17 protein-coding genes are annotated in these 17,884 nt (G+C 37.0%); all 17 read left to right on the top strand.

Annotated elements, in window-relative coordinates:
- Nucleotides 1-5 precede the first annotated feature (5 nt).
- Nucleotides 6-1,139: a glycosyltransferase WbsX family protein gene (locus BXY75_RS13660; protein WP_121908319.1), complete on the top strand. Its 1,134-nt coding sequence runs from the start codon at nucleotides 6-8 to the stop codon at nucleotides 1,137-1,139.
- 3 nt (nucleotides 1,140-1,142) lie between these two features.
- On the top strand, nucleotides 1,143-1,973 hold the full coding sequence (locus BXY75_RS13665) for a glycosyltransferase family 2 protein (RefSeq protein ID WP_121908320.1): 831 nt from the start codon (nucleotides 1,143-1,145) through the stop codon (nucleotides 1,971-1,973).
- Nucleotides 1,970-2,707: a class I SAM-dependent methyltransferase gene (locus BXY75_RS13670; protein ID WP_121908321.1), complete on the top strand. Its 738-nt coding sequence runs from the start codon at nucleotides 1,970-1,972 to the stop codon at nucleotides 2,705-2,707. Before BXY75_RS13665 ends, BXY75_RS13670 begins: the two co-directional genes overlap by 4 nt.
- A 3-nt stretch (nucleotides 2,708-2,710) precedes the next feature.
- The gene (locus BXY75_RS13675) at nucleotides 2,711-3,649 is read left to right on the top strand and encodes a glycosyltransferase family 2 protein (protein ID WP_245962976.1); all 939 of its coding nucleotides are present in this window, start codon (nucleotides 2,711-2,713) and stop codon (nucleotides 3,647-3,649) included.
- Between the two features lie 4 nt (nucleotides 3,650-3,653).
- The gene (locus BXY75_RS13680) at nucleotides 3,654-4,922 is read left to right on the top strand and encodes a glycosyltransferase family protein (protein WP_121908322.1); all 1,269 of its coding nucleotides are present in this window, start codon (nucleotides 3,654-3,656) and stop codon (nucleotides 4,920-4,922) included.
- 115 nt (nucleotides 4,923-5,037) lie between these two features.
- The gene (locus tag BXY75_RS13685; RefSeq protein ID WP_121908323.1) at nucleotides 5,038-5,631 is read left to right on the top strand and encodes a methyltransferase domain-containing protein; all 594 of its coding nucleotides are present in this window, start codon (nucleotides 5,038-5,040) and stop codon (nucleotides 5,629-5,631) included.
- A gap of 46 nt (nucleotides 5,632-5,677) precedes the next feature.
- Complete coding sequence (locus BXY75_RS13690; RefSeq protein WP_121908324.1) at nucleotides 5,678-6,781, top strand: glycosyltransferase family 2 protein; 1,104 nt, start codon at nucleotides 5,678-5,680, stop codon at nucleotides 6,779-6,781.
- A 5-nt stretch (nucleotides 6,782-6,786) separates the two neighbouring features.
- Nucleotides 6,787-7,602: a polysaccharide pyruvyl transferase family protein gene (locus BXY75_RS13695; RefSeq protein ID WP_245962977.1), complete on the top strand. Its 816-nt coding sequence runs from the start codon at nucleotides 6,787-6,789 to the stop codon at nucleotides 7,600-7,602.
- 83 nt (nucleotides 7,603-7,685) lie between these two features.
- Entirely contained in the window at nucleotides 7,686-8,366 is a 681-nt protein-coding gene (locus BXY75_RS13700; RefSeq protein WP_121908325.1) for an acylneuraminate cytidylyltransferase family protein, read from the top strand.
- Nucleotides 8,367-8,412: 46 nt separating this feature from the next.
- Nucleotides 8,413-9,462 (top strand): N-acetylneuraminate synthase family protein, encoded by a 1,050-nt coding sequence (locus BXY75_RS13705; protein WP_121908326.1) that lies wholly within the window; start codon nucleotides 8,413-8,415, stop codon nucleotides 9,460-9,462.
- A gap of 47 nt (nucleotides 9,463-9,509) precedes the next feature.
- A complete protein-coding gene (neuC, locus tag BXY75_RS13710; protein ID WP_121908327.1) occupies nucleotides 9,510-10,634 on the top strand; it encodes a UDP-N-acetylglucosamine 2-epimerase in 1,125 nt (374 codons plus the stop codon).
- Nucleotides 10,621-12,015 (top strand): glycosyltransferase family protein, encoded by a 1,395-nt coding sequence (locus BXY75_RS13715; RefSeq protein WP_317125255.1) that lies wholly within the window; start codon nucleotides 10,621-10,623, stop codon nucleotides 12,013-12,015. The genes neuC and BXY75_RS13715 overlap by 14 nt, the downstream gene beginning before the upstream one ends.
- Entirely contained in the window at nucleotides 12,015-13,151 is a 1,137-nt protein-coding gene (locus BXY75_RS13720; RefSeq protein WP_121908328.1) for a glycosyltransferase family 4 protein, read from the top strand. Before BXY75_RS13715 ends, BXY75_RS13720 begins: the two co-directional genes overlap by 1 nt.
- On the top strand, nucleotides 13,148-14,692 hold the full coding sequence (locus tag BXY75_RS13725) for a glycosyltransferase family 2 protein (protein WP_121908329.1): 1,545 nt from the start codon (nucleotides 13,148-13,150) through the stop codon (nucleotides 14,690-14,692). Before BXY75_RS13720 ends, BXY75_RS13725 begins: the two co-directional genes overlap by 4 nt.
- Nucleotides 14,689-15,687 carry a glycosyltransferase family 2 protein gene (locus BXY75_RS13730; RefSeq protein WP_121908330.1) on the top strand — a complete coding sequence of 333 codons (999 nt, stop codon included), beginning with the start codon at nucleotides 14,689-14,691 and terminating at the stop codon, nucleotides 15,685-15,687. The genes BXY75_RS13725 and BXY75_RS13730 overlap by 4 nt, the downstream gene beginning before the upstream one ends.
- On the top strand, nucleotides 15,684-16,802 hold the full coding sequence (locus BXY75_RS13735; RefSeq protein ID WP_121908331.1) for a glycosyltransferase family 4 protein: 1,119 nt from the start codon (nucleotides 15,684-15,686) through the stop codon (nucleotides 16,800-16,802). Before BXY75_RS13730 ends, BXY75_RS13735 begins: the two co-directional genes overlap by 4 nt.
- A complete protein-coding gene (locus BXY75_RS13740; protein WP_121908332.1) occupies nucleotides 16,799-17,860 on the top strand; it encodes a glycosyltransferase in 1,062 nt (353 codons plus the stop codon). Before BXY75_RS13735 ends, BXY75_RS13740 begins: the two co-directional genes overlap by 4 nt.
- Nucleotides 17,861-17,884 lie beyond the last annotated feature (24 nt).

The raw sequence follows: 17,884 nt of genomic DNA on the forward strand, positions 1-17,884 counted from the left end.
AAATCATGGCGCAAAAGGACATACAATTTCTTGCCTATTACCTTCCACAGTTTCATCCCATTCCGGAGAATGATAAATGGTGGGGCAAAGGATTTACCGAATGGGCAAATGTCACCAAAGCGAAACCTCTGTTTAAAGGGCATTACCAGCCTATTTTGCCGTCCGAATTGGGCTTTTACGATCTACGGGTCCCCGAAGTACGCGAGCAGCAGGCGACACTTGCCAAAGAGTACGGCGTCGATGGTTTTATCTATTATCAGTATTGGTTCTCCAGTAAGAAGATGTTGTTGCAACGCCCTTCCGAAGAGATGCTAAAAAGTAAATCGCCCGATCTGCCATTTTGTTTTTGTTGGGCAAATGAAACCTGGAAAGGAATCTGGCACGGACTGGATAATCCGGAAGTTTTAATCGAGCAGGAATACGAAGGTAAAGAGGGCTATACGGCTTATTTCAATTATTTATTGCCATTTTTTCAGGATTCACGTTATATCAAGGTAGCTAATATGCCTATGTTTCATATCTACAGAATTGGGGATATCCCGGATCTTGAGGTTTTTACTAACACCTTTAATGCTCTTGCTAAAAAAGCAGGCTTCGACGGAATCTATTTTGTGGCTACGGTTAATGCCGATCATGATTCCATCTTAAAAAACGACGCGATTTATGGCCAAGTTGGTTTGGATGTATTTCTGAAAATGCGCTACGGCAATAAAAATCAGTTTTCTAAAGAGTCTTTGTTGGGAAAAGTAGAGAATCGCATTAAAAAGGCAGTGAGTACTTCAAATAAAGTAGGAGTCCGTAAAAAACCTTTACTATTCGACTATGCCGACGGAGTAGCACATCTAAACATCAAGTTTCCGAACAAAAAATACATATCCTGTGTCTTCCCAAATTGGGATAACTCGGCTCGCAGTGGAAAAAAATCACTTATATTTAAAAATGCCGACCCAAAAGCATGGCAAAAACATCTGCAGATTGCCGTTGATGAATTAAAAGAAAATCCAGAGAATCCGAAGTTTGTTGTTATAAAATCATGGAACGAATGGGCAGAAGGAAATCATTTGGAACCAGATAAAAAGTTCGGCCGACAATGGTTAGAAGCCGTGAAAGCCGTGAAAGATAAAATTTCGAAACCATAGCCTTTGGAAAAACAAGTTTCTATAATCATTCCTTGTTATAACGATGCCAAGTATATTGAGCAGGCGGTGGCTTCGGCATTGGGACAAACAAATGTCAAGGTTGAGGTAATCGTTGTGGATGATGGTTCTAATGAGGAAACGAAGGCAGTGTTAAAAAAACTGGAACCTAAAATCTCCAAGCTTATTACACAAACCAATCAGGGACAGAGTTCTGCAAGAAATACAGGTGTCGAGACAGCTTCAGCAGATTTTCTATTAATGCTCGATAGCGATGATTATTTCGAAGCGTCTTTTTGTGAAAAGGCATTAAAGGAATTTCAAAAGTCTTCCGAAGTAAAAATGGTGACCTGTCAGGCGAATCTAATTAATGAGGATGGCTCTCAACAACTTTTTAATCCGGAAGGCGGCACTGTAGTTAATTTTATGTTTAAGAACTGTGCTTTGGGGACTTCAATGTTTCGAAAGGTAGATTGGGAAGCCTGTGGTGGCTATGACGAAAGTATGCGTAAAGGATTTGAAGACTGGGAGTTTTTTATTCGTTTGCTGAAAAATGGCGGATCTGCAACTGTAATTCCAGAAGCTTTGTATACTTACAGAAAGCGAAGTGATTCAACAACCAATAGAGCTAATAAAGTGAGATTTGATATTCTGAAGTATATTTACCTGAAGCATAAAGATATTTACATCGAGAATTATGAAGCTACTATATCGAACTTTCTAAGGCAAAATGAAATGTTACAGGTTTCGGTAAAAAATAAAGATATAACTGTGGATGCCAAGATTGGGAAACTTCTTTTGTCTCCTCTTAGATTTTTCAAAAAACTTTTTAAATGAAAGAAACGATTAAAAATTTATTAAAATTCTCGGTGTATGGTGCTTATAGCGATGGCCGTACCAAAAAGAAGACACGCGAAAAATTGAATTCACAGAAAACAATTATTTCTAATTACATTTCTAATCATAAAGTTAAAAAACTTCAAATAGGTTGTGGAGCTAATATTTACGAAGGGTGGTTAAATACCGATTTGCAAAGTAAGGAATCCATTGCTTTTCTTGACGCTGGAAACATTTTTCCAATGGAAAGTGAAACCTTTGATTATATTTATTCAGAGCACCTTTTTGAACACCTTACTGCTGATCAACAAATCAATATGTTAAGTGAAGGGGCAAGAATTCTAAAAAAAGGCGGAATTATGCGAATCGCAACTCCTTCGTTAGATTTTTTGTTCAATCTATATGAAAATCCACAAACAGACATGCATTCTGAATATACCGAATGGACAGTGAACCATAGCCCTTATTTACAGTCGGTGAAAGAAAAAGTGGAGAATAAGGAATCGCATTATTGCTATGTCATAAACAACTTTTTTAAAGCTTGGGGGCATCAAATGATTCACAATTTTAAGAGTTTGGAGCGATTAGCACTGCAATATGGTTATAAAAATGTTAGCTCCTGCAAGGTCGGTGAAAGCACAGATGAACATTTAAAGAATGTAGAAAGGCATGGTACTGTAATTCCATCTAAAATGAATTTACTCGAAACAATGGTGGTAGAATTAATTAAATAAAAAATGGATTTGCAACACAAAGTTTCAATCGTAATGGCGACCTACAACAGGGCTCACTTTATTGTGGAAACTTTGCAGTCAATTACAAACCAGACCTATAAAAATTGGGAATGTATTATCATAGACGACGGAGGTACTGATAATACTTTGGAAATTATTACGCCTATCCTTGAACAAGATTCAAGATTTAATTTTTCCAAGCGTCCCAGCTCTTATGGAAAAGGCCTACCGGGATGTAGAAATTATGGAATAGATAGCGCTACAGGTGATTATATTATCTTTTTCGACGACGATGATATTGTGCATCCTCAAAATCTGGAATTGTGTGTGAATGAGTTAAAATTGGATAAATATAAGTACTGTCGTTATGTTCGTACGGTATTTCATGGAGATTTTGATTATAAGTTTGATGATACAGAGAGCTTCGGAAAATTTGAGATCCTTCAGCAAGATCTTTCTAAAATGATTGATCATACAATACCATTCAATTCCTGTGCTGTTATGTGGTCGAAGAAGTGTTTTGAAGGTGTTCGTTTTACTGAAACGCTTATGTATGCCGAAGAATGGGAGTGTTATGTACGCATTCTTTCCGAAGATATTAAAGGGATATCCATAGATAAAACCTTGTTCTACGGAAGAAAACACCAGGAATCCAATACTGGTGAGTTTATAAAGCATAATCCAAAACGGGTAAATTCAAAGAAAGAAGCAACTTACTTAATAGCGAAGCATTTGGCTGAAAAACGCTTACTTTCAGATTATTTACTCAAATACTTATCGAGTATTGCTATTACATTTCGCGATAAGACCCTGTTAAACAAAATATTAGTAGTGAGCAATCATGGTACATCACAACAGCTGTTTAGCAATTTTAAGTTTGCCATGTATCCTATCTGGTCAGTATACAATCGAATGAAAAAAAAAGTAAAAAATAATATCTAAATCTATGTCTGCAACAAAACCAAAAATTCTGGCTGTAGTTGAATCAATAGATGTCAACGACAGTAGTGGAACAAAGGTAAACATGGCTATGATCAACAGTTTGAGACAGTTGGGATATGAAGTAACGTGTTTGCATTATACGAGAAAAGATATTAAGATAAACGGGATAGAATGCATTGCTGCAGAGGAAAGAAAAGCTTCAATATTTTTTATCCTTGGAAGGATTCAACGCCTATTGTTCAGATGGTTTAAAATACAAATTGGAGAGCGGGTTGATAGAGTTTTAGGTTTCTCGTTTGGGTTTTTTAATGATAGTAAAAGTATTGAAAACGCAATAAAAAAGCATAGTCCAAAAGATTTTCAAATGATCTGGACACTAAGTAAAGGAAATAGTTACCGTACACATAGAGCAGTTCTCTCACTACCCGCTTGGCACGACAAATGGTATTCCTGTGTTCACGATCCCTATCCGCAGCAATTATATCCAAGACCCTATAATTATATTCCGAGAGGCTATAGGGAAAAACGGAGATTCTTTTTAAAAATGACTCAAAAAGCCAAACGCATTGTTTTACCAAGCTTGGTATTGAAAGAATGGTTACAGAGTTATTATCCGGCGATGGAAGGAAAATCTCTTATCATTCCGCATCAGATTGTAAACTTTGAGATGCACGCCGTTGATCTTCCTCATTATTTTAACAAAGATAATTTTAACTTGCTCCATGCAGGAAATCTACTTGATTTAAGAGACCCTAAACCTTTGGTAGAAGCTTTTGAACTTTTTTTAAAGAAAACTCCTGAGGCGATTTCTGATGCCAAACTACTCTTTTTAGGAGGTGAGTCTGTTTTTACTAAATATATGTTGGAGCAATCGAAAGAGTTGCCACAGTTGTATGTAAGTAATGGTTATGTTGCTTTTGAAGAGACATATCGAATGCAACAACTAGCCGTCGTCAATATTATTTTGGAAGCAAAATCTGAAATAAGCCCGTTTCTTCCCGGAAAGTTTCCCCATTGCATCACCGCTGATGCACCTATTTTATTAGTGGGACCTTATTATAGTGAATGCAAACGTTTGCTTGGAAATGATTACCCATATAAATTTGACTTTGATGAGATCGAAAAGATTGCGGCAACACTAAAAAATCTTTATAATCAATGGAAACTGGGAAGTGAAAAAGTTCGTTTAAATCGTCCGGATCTCGAGAAGTATCTTTCGTTGGATTATTTTAAGGCGGTTTTGGAAGAAACTCAAGAATATCCACCTGTGTAAAAGTGATTTAAAGTTGGGTTAGGGAATTACAATAAAAAGTTTAACTTCGAAAAAAATTATAATTGCCCTAAATTATATTGATTTTGAACCAAATCAATTCCAAACTAACCAAACTATGCTGTCAAAAATACTTAATAAACTTAGATCTATTATTCAAAAAACAAGGCGGAGCTTATATGTGTCTCTTCTGAAGATTTTTGGGATTTCAGATTATAAACGATGGAGCAAAACCGACACCCTAGATGAAACTTGGGATGAACGCACTATTTTGTTGGCACAGCAAATTACTCCCAACTCTAAAGTATTGGAGTTTGGGCCTCGCCGTTTGATTTTGAAAAAAAACTTGCCCGAGAATTGTGAGTATTATAATTCCGATATTATAAAACGAGATGATGAAACGCTCGTCATTGATCTTAACAAAGAACTTCCGGAGCTACCAGAAGTCGATTTTATTGTCTTTAGTGGCGTGTTAGAATATGTAAAAGATGTGAATCATTTAATTTCACACTGTAATAAATACTCGAAATCAATATTGCTTTCTTATGCAGTAACAGATCATTTTTCAAATGTGAAAAACAGAAGAATTTCAGGTTGGATTAGCGACCTTAGCGTAGATGATATTGAAAAAATTGCACGTGATTTAAAAATGAACTGGTCTTTTTTGAATGTTTGGAAAGGACAGCGGCTTTTTAGATTCGACAAACGATAGCAGATAGCTGAAAATACAATTCTGCACATATAATTAAATCCGATTGATGAGTGCAAGAACCACATTTGTGTATGCCTTTCGTAACCGGGATTCTCGACGGGTTATGCTTTCTTTGGAATCCTTGAAACGGCAAACGCATTCCAATTTTGAGGTAGTTTTTGTCGATTACGGCAGTGATAATGAATTTGCGAGCGATGTAAAAAAAGTAGTCGAAACTTTTAAGTTCGCAACGTATCATTACGTGGCACATCCCGGATTGCTCTGGAATAAAAGCAAGGCGCTCAATTATGGAATAAAGCATGCGGCTTCCGAATATATTTTTATCGCGGACGTCGATATTATATTTCATCCTAAAACGGTGGAGCTCTTCGGAAATATTGCAGCTCCCGATCAAGCCTTTCTTTTTAAACTAGGCTATATTGATAGGGAAGAATCTGCAAAACTGAAGCCGGAAACTGAATTTGCTTCAATCTCGCTAAAACATTTCGGGGATGTCAACGGAATGATCTTGGCGCCCAAAAAAGCATTCGAAGCGGTACATGGATTCGATGAGTTCTTTCATTTTTATGGTTCTGAAGATGTCGATGTATTTCAACGTTTGGAGTTTTCAGGAATAAAATTTACAAATCGTGAAGAGCCTTATTTCAAGCATATCTGGCATAGAATCTATAATTCGTATAACGATGCTGAAATTAGCACGATTCCACGCATTTTTAATATAAAACGTATTAATAAGGAGCATTTTAATTATCATAGCGATAATAAAACCATTGTTCCCACCTCTCAAAAAGATTGGGGTAAGCTTATAATGGCTTCGGAAGGAGTTGTATTGGAAAAACCTTCCGTAGAAATCAACCTGGATACCACTCATGCTAAGGTTATTCACTTTTTTGAAGTGCAACTACATCACTTTCAGAATGAAATAATAAAAATTAATATTTCTGAAACCAGATCAAATACAGATATAAAAACAAAGCTTAAAAAGATACTGAAGAAAAATACGGAAGCTCAAATGACTGTCAAAGAGGTAAACGATATTGTCCTTTCAAAGATAGTGTATCTTTACAGAAATCATAATTACAGTTACAAGATAGCAGCCGATTTTAAATCATTGGAGTTCGTGTTGGATTTCAAAACTACCCTTAAGTAAGCGTTATGAAGAAAAAAATAAGGTTATTCTGGTGGAATGAAAAGAAGCTAATGGGTAAGTCCAAAGAGAATTATGGAGACCTTATGGGGAAGTATTTGGCAGAAAAGATCTCAGGAAAAAAAGTGGTTTGGGCACATCCTAAAAAAAAGAAACTCAAAAACCTTTTTTCTCCTATTTATGTGACTATAGGAAGTATTTTGGCAAATGTTACTTCTAATTGTATCGTTTGGGGTAGTGGTATAATATCTAAAGAGTATCCAGTAAAAAGAGCTGCATTTCTAGCAGTTCGAGGTCCTTACACCAGAGAGTTTTTGCTCGATTCAGGTTATGATGTCCCGGAGGTGTATGGAGATCCAGCTCTCTTACTTCCAGATTATTACAATCCGAAGTTAGAAAAGAAATATAAACTTGCGGTAGTGCCACATTATAATGATTACAAGGCTTTAGAGGAGCAATACAAGTCGGAGAAAGACATTCTGATTATAGATTTAATGACAGACGATATTGAGGCAACAACAGATCTTTTCTTGCAAAGTGAACGCGTAATTTCCTCCTCGCTTCACGGATTAATTGTGGCGCATGCATATGGGATACCGGCCATTTGGACCCCATTTTCAGATAAGTTATTTGGTGATGGGATTAAGTTTAAGGATTATTTTGCTTCGGTTGATATTCCATACTACCAAATGCCTATTCAGAAGAAAAAAATGACATTAGCAGATATAGATGTATTGTTTCGGGAACATCCAAGTTTGGTGGAACTGGAAAAAATTAAACAATTGCGAGTAGATCTAATGGAAGTCTGTCCTTTTAAGGGCTAGTACAATAATTTTGATTTAGCAATTTAGGTATTGTTTCTCTGATAATATCTATCTTTATCAAATTCGAAAAAGCACGAAAACACTTGGTAGAAAGCGGTAAAAACATAGCGATAATTCCTGCGCGAGGCGGCTCAAAGAGGTTTCCAAAGAAGAATTTAGCATTATTAAATAATAAGCAACTTATTGTATATAGTATAGAATATGCAAAAAGGAATAACGCTATTATTGATGCCGTTTATGTGTCAACAGACGATTCTGAAATAGCAAAGGTTGCAGAAGATCATGGCGCAATAGCAATAGAGAGACCATCTGTTTTGAGCGGAGATCATGAGCCAACTGTTACGTCTTTGAGCCACGTGATTTCTAAAATAGATGAGCAAGTTGCTAACGTTATTTTATTACAGGTTACAAATCCATTGCGTCCCGAAAATCTATTGCAAGAGTGTTTCACTCAATTTCAAGCTGGAGATTTTGAAAGCGCAATGACGGTTACACGAAATCACCAGAAATTTGGTAAGATTACGAATGGCAATTTTGTTCCCTTTAATTATACCTTTGGTCAACGCAGTCAGGATCTAGATCCATTGTATTTTGAAAATGGACTTTTATATATTACAAAGGCAAGTTTGATCTCCGAAAATGTTATTCTAGGAAAAAAAAATCTGCCATTTATAGTAAATCATCCTTTTGCAGAAATCGATATCGATGTAGAGGAAGATCTTATAAAGGCGGCGTTTATTTACAATAATCTTATTAAGAAATAGCGAATATATCAAGCTTAGAAATAGTAAAATCAATACATTATTATAAATGCAGGAAAATCATTCAATTAGTATAGCCGGAAGAAAGGTAGGGATTGATTATCCACCATTGGTAATTGCTGAAATTGGAATAAATCATGAAGGTTCTTTAGCAATAGCCAAACAGATGGTAGATGCTGCAAAAAGGGCTGGTGTTGAGGTTGTAAAACATCAAACACATATTGTTGAGGATGAAATGAGCGCTGCAGCGAAAAAGGTAGTACCTGGAAATTCTGATGTATCCATTTATGAGATCATGGAGCGCTGTGCTTTGAATGAAGTCGACGAAAAAGCACTAAAGGATTATGTAGAAGAAAACGGAATGATTTTTATTTCAACCCCCTTTTCCAGAGCCGCCGCCGAACGTTTAGAACGTTTTAATGTGGCTGCCTATAAAATAGGGAGTGGTGAATGTAATAATTATCCGCTGTTAGAACACATTGCCGACTTCGGAAAACCTGTAATTTTAAGCACAGGAATGAACACTATTGAAAGTGTCGCTAAAGCTGTTGCAATATTTAAAGAAAGAGGAACTCCGTTGGCGTTGCTTCATACGACCAATTTATATCCAACCCCAATCAATTTAGTGAGATATGGTGCGATGACAGAATTGCATCAAGCCTTTCCCAAGCAGGTATTTGGGCTTAGTGATCATACATTAAATAATAACGCATGTCTCGGAGCTGTTGCTTTAGGAGCTTCTATTTTAGAGCGGCATTTTACAGATCATAAAAATCGCACTGGTCCTGATATTATTTGCAGTATGGATGAAATGGAATGTAAAGAGCTCATCGTTGCGAGTAATGAAATTTGGCAGATGCGTGGTGGAACTAAAAAACCAGCAAAGGAAGAGCAAGTAACCATCGATTTTGCTTTCGCGAGTGTTTGTACAATTGCTAGCATAAAAGCAGGAGACACTTTTACAAAAGATAATATTTGGGTTAAGCGACCCGGAACAGGCGAGATTTTGGCAACGCACTTTAATGATATTTTAGGAAAGATTGCAACAAGTGATATTGAAGATAATGAGCAATTAAAATTTAGCGATATTGAAAAATAATAGTTTACATTTTTCTAGTATCAAATCCTACATTGTAAAGTAGATTTATGAAAAAAATTACCTTCCTTACTGGTACCAGGGCTGATTTCGGAAAAATTAAATCCTTACTTCAAATTCTGGACAATGATCCTGATTTTGAACCACATATTTTCGCGACTGGAATGCACTTGCAGGTGAAATATGGTTATACGGTGAAGGAAATTGAAAAAAGCGGTTTCAAATTAATTCATACTTTCGATAATCACACTTCTCAAGGTACCATGGATCTCAATTTAGCAAAGACCATCGAAGGTTTTTCCAGCTATGTAAGAGAGTTAAAGCCGGATTTAATTGTGGTACACGGCGATAGAGTAGAGACCTTGGCAGGGGCAATTGTAGGCGCTTTGAATAATATTTTAGTTGCACATATCGAAGGTGGTGAAATTTCAGGAACCGTAGACGAATTGATACGTCACTCCGTAAGTAAGCTAAGTCACTTACACTTTGTTTCCAATGCCTCAGCAGCAAGAAGATTGGAACAAATGGGAGAACTGGCAGAGTCAATACATGAGATTGGATCGCCCGATGTTGATATCATGTTTTCAGGTAATCTTCCTGAGCTTCTAGAAGTGAAACGATATTATGAAATTCCCTTTGATAGGTATAATGTAGCCATGTTTCATCCGGTGACTACAGAGTACGAGCAAATGGAACAGCATGCCTCGAATTTTGTAGATGCTTTATTAGCCGACGATTCTAATTATGTGATTATTTATCCTAATAATGACCTCGGAAGTGACTTTATTTTTAAGGCTTATGAAAGACTTAAGGGCAATTCACGCTTTAGAATTTTTCCATCAATTAGATTTGAATACTTTTTAACGCTTCTGAAAAAAGCAGATTTTATGATTGGTAATAGCAGCGCCGGAATTCGTGAGGCTCCTTATTATCATATTCCAACTGTGAACATCGGGACCAGACAACAAAACAGATCGTTACATGACGACATAATACACAGTACCTATAATACTGAAGATATTTGTTCTTCTATTGAGAAAGCCAAACAACTAAAAGTACAACAAGCCGATGAATCTTTTGGAGAAGGGAACAGTGCAACTCTTTTCTTAGAAGCTTTGAAAAAAGAGGCCTTGTGGGAATTAAGTAATCAAAAGCAATTCCGTGATAGAATCTAAAAAAATATTTTTGGTCGTACCCGATGGAGTAGGCCTACGGAATTTTGTTTATACTTCTTTTGCTAAAATAGGTGCGGAAAAAGGATGGGATATTACGTATTGGAATAATACTCCCTTTGATTTTACAGAATTCGGACTTCAAGAAGTAAGACTCTCCGGAAAAGTGGCTGCTCAGACGGATTTGTATAAACGTGCTCGAAAAGAAATTGAACTTCAAATTTTTGAACAACAGTTTCAGGATGATATCTACAAAAAATACACCTTCAAACCGGCTTCAGATTCATTCAAAAAAAAGCTAAAAAACTATCTGGTTAGGAGATATATTCAGAAATACAAAGGAGAAAATCTATATAAGCTACGGGAAAAAATAAAAGATTCAGAAAGAAAAACCGCCTACTATAAAAACTGTGTTGCTACTCTAAAACAGCATAAGCCGGAAATTGTTTTTTCAACGAATCAACGCCCTGTCAATGCAATTTCACCTATAGTTGCCGCGCAGGATTTGGGAATCCCAACGGCAACTTTTATATTTTCCTGGGATAATATTCCGAAGGCAACGATGGTGATTGAGACCGATTATTACTTTGTTTGGAGTGAGCATATGAAACAGGAATTACTTACCTATTACCCGTATGTCAAGGAAGAACAAATTTACATAACCGGAACGCCACAGTTTGAACCACATTTTAATAAGAATTCATTAGTATCCAGAACAGAATTTCTAACTGAAAATAAACTACCTAAGGACAAGGAGTATATTTGTTATTCGGGCGATGATATTACAACTTCCCCACACGACCCTCAATACTTGGAAGCCGTGGCATTAGCCGTTCGAAAACTAAATGCTGAAGGACGAAATTTAGGTATTTTGTTTAGGCGATGTCCTGTGGATTTTTCCGATCGTTTCGATTTGGTTTTAGAAACGTATAAAGATATAATTTATAAGCTTCCACCAAAATGGGAGAAAAAAGGAGGAGCATGGAATACGGTCGTACCTTTAAAAGAAGATATTGCTCATCAGGCGAATACAATTAATCATTCTGCCTTCGTCGTGAATGTAGGCTCTTCGATGGTATTCGATTATATCTGCCATAATAAACCCTGTGCTTTTATAAATTATAATCCGGAAGAGGTACCGATTCAAGTAGATATACATACCATTTATAAATATGTGCATTTTAGATCGATGCCAACTCCCGAAGCGGTTGTTTGGTTCAATAATACTGATGAAATTTCTGAAAAAATAGAAAAAATGTTATCCGGAACGCCCGAAATACTAAAAGGAGCACAACAATGGTTCGAAAAGATTAATTTGCATCCTCCCCAAGAAGCATCCCAACGAATTTGGAACAGCATCGATCAAATAGTAGATAAAACATAATGCACCTCGCCTTCCTCACATCCGAGTATCCCCATCCCAGTGTAAACCGAGCTGCAGGGATTGGTACCAGTATAAAAAATCTGGCAGAAGGTCTTGTGGAGAAGAACATTAAAATTAGCCTTTTCATTTACGGGCAGGACACTAATCTGGTCTTTGAAGAAAGCGGAATTACTTTTCACCTAATAAAACACATCAATTACCCATTTTTAGGATGGTTACGTTATAGAAAACATATTGCATCTTATATCAATAAAGTAGCTAAAAAGGAGAAAATCGACGCGATTGAAGCCGCAGATTGGACCGGAATTACAGCTTTTATGAAGTTGTCTATTCCTTTGGTGATAAGACTTCACGGCACAGATGCTTATTTTTGTCATTTAGAAGGACGATCGCAAAAGAAGAAAAATCGCTGGTTTGAGGCTACTGCTCTTAAAAATGCGGATGCCATTATTTCGGTGAGTGATTACACTGCAAAAATGACCACGGAAATTTTTGGATTAAAGTCAAATATTACAACACTTTACAATGGTATCGATACTAACAAATTTAAGCCGTTGCACCTTCCTAAGGAGGCGAATACGATCTTGTATTTTGGGACTATTGTTCGAAAAAAGGGCGTGTTGGATCTTGCGAAAGCATTTCAGATCCTTAAAAATGAGAACCCAGATGCAACCTTGACCTTAATAGGAAAGGATAATGTCGATATCTTCGAGAAACGATCTACCTTGGAGCTGTTTAATGAACTTCTGGATGAGAAATATCGATCTTCTGTGAAACACTTACAACATATGCCATATGAAGATGTGGTGAAGGAAATCGCCAAAGCCGGAGTAGTTGTTTTGCCAAGTCGGGCTGAGGCTTTTCCTATGAGTTGGTTGGAAGCCATGGCAATGGAAAAGGCCTTGGTGACTTCCAATATTGGTTGGGCAAAGGAGTTAATGATCGCTGATAAAACGGGTCTCATGGTGTCTCCAGACGATCATCAGGGATTGGCGGAGGCTATATTAAAGATCTTAAATGATGAGAAGCTTGCTAATGAATTTGGAATAAATGCAAGAAAACGGATCGTCGATCATTTTTCTTCGGAAATAATTGTAGATAAGAATATCGAATATTATAAAACGCTCACTTCTTGAAGCTACTTATTCACCATACCGATACTCCTTTAAGGCTGTTAGATGAAAGCGGAGAAACCATCCCTTTTTCTTCGGAAGGAAGGCTGAGTGCAGACTTGTTCGCTCTAGCTAGAACCTTTCCAGACGAATTGATACTATGGTGTAATACAGAATTATATGAATTTCTGAATCTGGCAGCTATCGATAGCATTTTTCATCACAAACGCATCATGGCTTCGTATGCTGCTTCAAAGACTAGCTTTCTTCCGAAGCAAATTGGATACGTAGAAGATTCACCTTTCTTAAAAGTAAATTTTGAAGTGAATTATCCAACCTGGTTGATGCATAGTGACGTGGGCGGAATTCATGCTGAGGTGCTTAATTTGTTGGATGAGAAAGTATTTTTTAATAAGAGTTTCGATCTCACATTGAATTCGATTGCCAAAGAAGCGATAAAATCAGGACTGTTTTGCTATTCAAATCCGAAATTGCTTAAAATGCCTTCGGAAGAGAAATTTATACCATCTACTGCATCCAACGAACAGTTGTTTCAATTTATAAAATCACATTATAAAGGGGTTTGGATCTATCTGGCCTTTTTAAGCTATTTGCTTTACGAGAGAAAACTTCTACTCTTTCCGTTAATTGCGAATCTTTTCCGAAGTAGAAAAAATACCAGTACAGGAAAAATTCAGGCTAACGATATCATATCTACTTCCCAAAAAACGATTGGGAAATCTATGGACGTGATCATTCCAACCATGGGGCGAAAAACGTATTTATATGATGTACTTAAAGACCTAGCAAAGCAAACAATATTACCTGCCAAAGTCATTATCGTAGAACAAAATGCCGATTCTAAGTCGAAATCAGAACTGGATTATATTACTAGCGAGACTTGGCCGTTTGAGATTATTCATGAGTTTACACACCAAGCAGGAGCTTGTAATGCAAGAAATATAGCGATTAAAAAATGTACTTCAGATTGGATTTTTATGGCAGATGATGATATTCGCTTTCCAGAAAATACGTTGGCAGATGTCTTTAGATTTCTTGAACAAACACAGATAAAAGCGGTGACATTGAGTTGTCTTCGCGACGACGATATTGAAATCGAGAAAAACGTCATTCAGTGGGTGTCGTTTGGCTCTGGCTGCAGTGTGGTATCTTCGGAAGTTGTGCGAGCCACTTTTTACAATATGGCATATGAATTTGGCTATGGCGAGGATATGGAATACGGGATGCAGTTACGAAATCAAGGTGTTGATATTCTGTATAACCCACATATAAAATTGAAGCATTTAAAAGCAGCTGTTGGAGGTTTCCGAAAGCCTATAAAAAAACCTTGGGAAGCTGAGGTTGTATTGCCAAAACCTGCTCCCACCATCATGCGTTTTAGGATGGAGCACACCACTGCCGAACAATTGAAAGGTTATAAATTACAATTGTTTTTAAAATATTATCGCAGACAGAAAATTAAAAACCCCTTTGCGTATATTAAAATGATGAAAAAGGCCTGGAATGCGAGTCAGCAGTGGGCAAAAAGTTTGAATAACAAATGAAATTTTCACTTATAGTCTGTACCTATATGCGTCCCGAACCACTTCTGAAACTTCTGAAGTCGGTACAGGAACAGCTTTTGTATCCAGATCAGATTATTATCGTGGATGGCTCGACGAACGATGAAACATTGGGAATGTTGGGTGCAAATTCTTTTAAGAATCTTGAATATTTTAAGGTTTCAGATGAAGAACGAGGGCTTACGAAACAACGGAATTTTGGTATTGAAAAAGTGCTCGATTCTATGGATATTGTGTGTTTTCTCGACGATGATATTGTTTTGACGCAGACATATTTTAAGACTTTAATTGAAACATACGCTGTGTTTCCTAATGCATTGGGAGTGGGCGGATATATTAGCAATGAAGTCGATTGGCGACTTTTAAATCCTTCCGAAGGAACCCAAATTGATCAATTTGTATACGACGGTTGGGTTCGAAAAGACGGATCCCGCTTTGTACTTCGGAAGAAATTAGGACTCGATGCCGATCGTAAACCAGCACATTTACCCGATTTCGCACATGGACGTAGCGTTAGTTTTTTGCCTCCATCCGGAAAGACGTATAAAGTTGAACAGTTTATGGGAGGTGTTGCTTCCTATAAAAAAGAGGTGTTGGATCTGCATAAATTTTCGGAGTATTTTGAAGGTTACGGGCTTTATGAAGATGCCGATTTTACCTTACGATTATCAAAAATGGGAGAATTGTATGTGAATACAGCGGCTCAATTGTCACATTTTCATGAAGCTTCCGGACGACCAAATCAGTACTCTTATGGAAAAATGGTGGTGCGAAATGGCTGGTACGTTTGGCGGGTACGACATCCAAAACCCTCATTTAAGGCTAGAATTAAATGGAATGCCACTGCTTTTCTGTTAACTTTGATTCGATTTTTGAATGCCGTCACAAGTAATGAGAAGAAAAAGGCCTTTACTGAGGCCATGGGTAGGACTGCCGGCTGGTTAAGTCTAATATTCAATAAACCCCGAATCGAGTGAAGTTTGTAATAATAACACATGCCGAGCATATGAAAAAGGAGGGTAAAGTCTATTCTTATGGACCTTATGTTCGCGAAATGAACCTTTGGTGTAAGCATGTGGATGAAGTATTGGTGGTAGCGCCTTTCTCTTCGGAAGCACCTTCAAAAATAGATCTTCCTTACCTTCAGACGAATGTTACATTACAACACATACCGGCAATTTCACTAACATCTCCTTCTGAAGTATTAAAAACCATCATTAAGATTCCGTTAGTAAAATGGAGGATTTTTAACGCCATGCGAAAGGCAGATCATATTCATTTGCGCTGTCCGGGGAATATCGGATTATTAGGTTGCTTTATTCAGATCGTTTTTCCGAAGAAAACAAAAACTGCTAAATATGCGGGCAATTGGGATCCAAAGGCAGAACAACCATGGAGCTACAAACTCCAAAAATGGTTGCTGAGCAATACATTTTTAACGAAAAATATGCAGGTGTTGGTTTATGGAGAATGGCCAATGCAAACTAAAAACATTAAATCCTTTTTTACTGCAACTTATAAGGCAAGTCAAATTAAAGAAAGCGTGCTAAGAACATTTCAAACACCATATAGATTTGTATTTGTAGGTAGTTTGTCCCCTGGAAAGAGACCATTATATGCAGTTCAGTTGGTGGAAACCATTAAAAACAAGGGATTCGATGTGTTTTTAGATATTTATGGAGATGGAGTCGAAAGAGCCGCATTGGAAGCTTATATTACAGAAAATGAACTGTCTGAACGTATAAGCTTGCATGGAAATCAAACTTCGGAAACTGTAGAGAAAGCATACACAAACTCAGATTTTATGATATTACCATCGAAATCTGAAGGATGGCCAAAAGTGGTAGCAGAAGCTATGTTTTGGGGAGTAATTCCAATCGTGACTAAAATTTCATGTGTGCCTTGGATGCTGGAAGAAGGTGAAAGAGGAGTCTTGATCGATGTAGATTTAGAAACTGATACTGCCAAGTTAGTTTCACTTATCAAAAATCCCCAAAACCTGGGTAGTATGAGTTCAAAAGCAAAAACTTGGTCACAAAACTACACTCTGGATTCTTTCGAAGCGGAAATTGAAAAATTGATTCACCCATGAGAGTGCTACAACTTATAGATTCTTTGAACGCGGGAGGTGCCGAACGAATGGCAGTAGGATACGCCAATGCGTTGTCGACACAAATTGAAGGCTCTCATTTATGTGTCACCAGAGAAGAAGGTATTTTAAAAGAGACCGTGAGTCCATCGGTTGGTTATTTGTTTTTGAATAAGAAGAAGACCTTCGATAACGGTGCACTGCTTAATTTAAAGAATTATATAAAGGAGAATAAGATAACCATCATCCATGCCCATACTACTTCATATTTCTTTGCGATTCTTTTAAAATTGCGATATCCAAGTGTAAAAGTCATTTGGCATGAACATCAAGGGAACCGGGTGAAGATGCAAAGGAAAGATAATCGCGCACTTTATTTTTGTTCCTTGTTTTTTAGCGCGATTTTCACCGTAAATGAAGAATTGACACTTTGGTGCAGAAAGCATTTGAGTACTAAAAAAGTGGAATATATTCCAAATTTCGTTCAACAACCTTCTCAAGTTACAGCTATTGATGATCGAAAGGAAGAAATTATTTGTGTTGCTAATTTAAAGGCACCAAAGAATCATTTGAATCTACTAAAAGCTTTTAATAAAGTACATTTAAGCCATCCCAATTGGAAGTTAATCTTGGTAGGCAGAAAAGAAGAAGGCAGTTATCTGGTAGAATTGAAGAATTTTATTTCAGAAAACAATTTGAATTCTGTCGTAAATTTACTTGGCGAAAGAGCAGATGTGATGGAGTTAATGAATCGAGCTTCTATTGGTGTACTATCATCAGATAATGAAGGCTTGCCCGTAGCTCTTCTCGAGTATGGAATGTGTAAACTGGCTGTAGTAACCACCGATGTTGGGCACTGCTCTAAGGTGATTAATGGTTATGGAAAAGTGGTTGATGCAGGCAATTATGATGCTCTTGCTAACGGGATAATCGATTACATTACAAATGACTCTAAGCGAAAGAAGGATGCATCCGAATTTTATCATCATATTGAAGCCTCGTATTCTGTTACCTCAGTATTGCCAAAAATTATAAGTTTGTATAAAGAAATAGCCTATTAAATCACTTTCAAAAATAAAGTACAC

Source organism: Ulvibacter antarcticus, assembly GCF_003688405.1.
GTDB classification, from domain to species: Bacteria; Bacteroidota; Bacteroidia; order Flavobacteriales; family Flavobacteriaceae; genus Ulvibacter; species Ulvibacter antarcticus.